Raw genomic sequence first — 3,539 nt, forward strand, 5'->3', positions numbered from 1 at the left:
TCCTCACCTTGGTCTTTTCCTTTCCCAAAGTGACAACCTATTTCAGGACGCGACCTTTCTCCTCTCTTTCTTCTTCCTTTCCCCATTTGGGGATCATGGTTGAGCCTGCCCCGCAGGGGGCAGGGATATTAGTTTTTGGAGGTGGGTTTACCAGCCCGGTGCTTGCGCATGGAATCACTATCAGCGTCGAGTTCAATGCGGTGGGCACTATGGACGAGACGGTCGAGTATGGCGTCGGCCACGGTGGCATCACCGATCAGTTCATGCCAGCGGTCTGGCGGGAACTGGCTGGTAATGAGGGTGGCGGCGCGGTTCTGGCGGTCATCCAGGATCTCCAGGAAGTCGCGGTACTGCAGAGGCGAGGCCTTTTCCAACCCCCAGTCATCAATGACCAGCAACTGGGTTTTGGCCAGCCTTTTGAGCAAGGACGAAAATGTGCCGTCGGCTTGGCACGCACTGAGTTCGCGGAAAAGCTTGGGAGCATAGAAGTAGAGTGTCCTGTAGCCGTCCCGGCAGGCCTTCTGGGCCAAAGCGCAGGCAAGATATGACTTGCCCGCGCCAGTGGGGCCAGTGATAAGACAGTTCTGGGCGTGCAGGATCCAGTCACAGCCAGCGAGGTTCTCCATGATGCTGCGTTGTAGCCCCCGTTTATGGCGGTAATCAATATCCTCCATGCAAGCCGGCTGGCGTAGCTTGGCGAACTTCAGGCGTGTGGAAAACGCCCGATTCTCCTTCCAGAGCCACTGTCGCTCGACCAGCATCGCCAGCCTGTCCTCGAAGCTCATATCTCCCATGGTGGTGCTCCTGCGCTGTTCTTCCAGGGCTTCCACCATCCCCTGGAGCTTCATGACCTGCATTTTCTGAATCGTTGGTTCGTAAAGCATAGATCCTCCGTTATTGGTAATACTCCGCACCCCTGACGTTATCGTGTCCCCCCACGGGACACGGGGCCGTTTCGTCGGGGAGTGGCACGCGGTCCCGTCCATTGTTGAGCATGTTCTCGATGCGCTTATAGCTGGCGATATTCAACTTCAGGGCCTTTACGCAGGCCCGCTCCAGCCGGTCATTCCCGAACCGCTTTCCCAGCCGGATCACACCCATGCAGGGGCGGTAGCCGTGTTCCACCATGGGGCGGCTCGCCATGATCTGGGTCACCACTTCGGCGCAAGCCGGACCAATGGTGCCAGCCCATGAAATGATCCGTGCAGGAGTCCACTCAAGGAACTGCTGATGCGCTGGGGGGCGGTGTTCCGGAAGGGTTGTATGATGACCCTTCTGGTGGCTGCGCACATGGGCGGCCACCCGCTTGCCACGATGAAACAACTCCACTCCGTCGCGTGTGATGCGGGCGCTCAAGCGCTGTTTGATCAAGCCATAGGGGGCGCTGTAGTAGTGACCGTCCACCTCTACGTGATAGTCAATATTCACGGCGACTTGCTTCCATTCCGCGAACTCGTACCGGTGTTCCGGCAGTGGCCTAAGCACAGACCGCTCCAACCGCTCTAGCACCTCGTTGCGGCAACCGGGCAGCTTTTTGAAGGGCTTCGCATTCATCCAGCCCAGCAGGCGCCGGACGGCTTCGTTGGCCTCCGCGATGGAGAAGAAGGTGTAATGGCGCAACCGGGCCAGGATCCACCGTTCAGCGATCAACACCCCGCCTTCCACCTTCGCCTTGTCCTTCGGTCTGCGCGTGCGTGCGGGGATCACGGCAAACCCGTAGTGTTCGGCCATCTCCTGATAGGTCGGGTTGATGTCCGGATCATACCAGCACGGACGCTTCACCGCCGTTTTCGTGTTGTCAGGAACGACCACCACCGGCACGCCCTTGATATCCTCCAGGGCATGAACCTGGGCGCCAATCCAATCCGGCAACTGCTGTGTTGCCGTCACTTCCGCATAAGTGTAGTTGCTGCATCCCAGCACCGCCACAAACAGGTTGGCGTGCGTAATCTCGCCAGTGAGCAGATCCACAATCGGGATCGTGTCCCCGGCAAAATCCACGAACAACTTCTCCCCGGCACGATGCTCCTGTCGCAGGCTGATCGACTGGCATCCCAGCCAATCCCCGTAAAGCTGGCAAAACTGGCTGTAGCTGTAACCCGAAGGGGTGTGGCTGCGATACTCCTCCCACAATAACTGCAACGTCATGCTCTTCTTGCGCATCTCGTTGCGCAGGTAAACCATATCCAGCGCAGGGCGGGTGTCGTCCCCCTCCCTGACCGGAAACAACCGCCGTTCCAGCCCATCCTCGTCCAGCCCCTCCGGCAAGGGCCAGCCCAATCCTGCCACCCTTGCCCGTCCCAGATAATCCGATACCGTGCTTCGGGCCAGACAGCAACTCCGGGCTATCTGCCTTATCGACGCCTTCTGCTCCAGACTCAACCGGAGCACTTCCGACAACTTCCTCATGGATAACATCTCCCTTGCCATCTTCGCCTCCTTTTGGAGGCATATCATGGCCTTTGTTATCCAGCGTCGCTATACCCCCTTTTCAGAGGTGTCCGGAAGCTCCGGAACAGGTGTCCGGCCACTCCGGAATCAGTGTCCGACCAAAATCGGAACAGGTGTCCGGCTCAAATCGGAATAGGTGTCCGGCCGCTGCCGGAATACGCAGCCACCACCTAATTCTCTAATTTTCCGCGATCTGAAGCGCGTCAGTTGACAAAAACCAGGAAAACGAACATCGAACAGGGCTAACGCTTTTTGTTCAATGTTATCCCCCTGACAAACGAAGTGAACTACTTGACGGAAGTACCTATTATGGTACAGTAAACATGAATGAGTATCGGTGACATAAGACTCAATGTTGTGTTCTTTCGGACGGAGTCGGGAACAGAGCCTGTACGAAAGTGGCTGAAGTCTCTGGCTGCGTCTCATAAAAAGGCTATTGGCGAGGATATCAAAACCGTGCAGTTCGGCTGGCCGCTCGGGATGCCATTGGTGGAGAAGATCGAGCCATATCTGTGGGAAGTCCGCAGTAAGGTTCCAGATGGGATTACCCGAGTTCTGTTCACCGTTGACGGACAGATGATGATCCTCCTGCATGGATTCATCAAAAAAACGAGAAAGATCCCGCAGACGGAGATCAATACGGCCAGATCCCGACTTAAGCAGTATCAGGAGGCACTATCATGAAAAAAAATGAGCATATTGGCAGTGATTTCGACGAGTTCCTCATGGAGGAAGGTCTGCTTGCCGAAGCCGAGGCGACCGCCGTGAAACGTGTTATCGCTTACCAGATTGCGAAAGAAATGGCTGAACGCAATCTCTCCAAGAGTTCTCTGGCGACTATGATGAAAACCAGCCGATCCTCTCTCCACCGCCTTCTCGATCCGGAAAATGCGTCGGTCACACTTCTCACCTTGGAAAGCGTTGCGCTTGCGCTCGGGAAGAAACTGAAAGTCCAATTGGCCTGACTACAGAACAATGCATGAGTGGGGCTAACGCGTTTTTGTTCAACGTTGGATGTTCAATGTTGACTGTTCGTGTCCCGTCCGGCTGTAGATTGACACTTTTCAATAAAGGAGAAAAGTGCGATG

4 protein-coding genes are annotated in these 3,539 nt (G+C 56.0%); 2 read left to right on the forward strand and 2 right to left on the reverse strand.

All coding sequences use genetic code 11. The features are described 5' to 3' along the window. Nucleotides 1-128 precede the first annotated feature (128 nt). Nucleotides 129-884 carry an IS21-like element helper ATPase IstB gene (gene istB / locus WCS52_19355; protein ID MEI6169346.1) on the reverse strand — a complete coding sequence of 252 codons (756 nt, stop codon included), beginning with the start codon at nt 882-884 and terminating at the stop codon, nt 129-131. A gap of 10 nt (nt 885-894) precedes the next feature. After that, the gene (gene istA / locus WCS52_19360) at nt 895-2,430 is read right to left on the reverse strand and encodes an IS21 family transposase (GenBank protein MEI6169347.1); all 1,536 of its coding nucleotides are present in this window, start codon (nt 2,428-2,430) and stop codon (nt 895-897) included. 348 nt (nt 2,431-2,778) lie between these two features. Here istA and WCS52_19365 point away from each other — a divergent pair, with 348 nt between their 5' ends. Both WCS52_19365 and WCS52_19370 read left to right on the forward strand, forming a co-directional pair. Further along, a complete protein-coding gene (locus WCS52_19365; protein ID MEI6169348.1) occupies nt 2,779-3,135 on the forward strand; it encodes a type II toxin-antitoxin system RelE/ParE family toxin in 357 nt (118 codons plus the stop codon). Beyond that, nucleotides 3,132-3,416 (forward strand): helix-turn-helix transcriptional regulator, encoded by a 285-nt coding sequence (locus tag WCS52_19370; GenBank protein MEI6169349.1) that lies wholly within the window; start codon nt 3,132-3,134, stop codon nt 3,414-3,416. Before WCS52_19365 ends, WCS52_19370 begins: the two co-directional genes overlap by 4 nt. Nucleotides 3,417-3,539: the final 123 nt, after the last annotated feature.

The sequence above is a fragment of the bacterium genome, assembly GCA_037128595.1.
GTDB lineage: Bacteria > Verrucomicrobiota > Kiritimatiellia > CAIKKV01 > CAITUY01 > JAABPW01.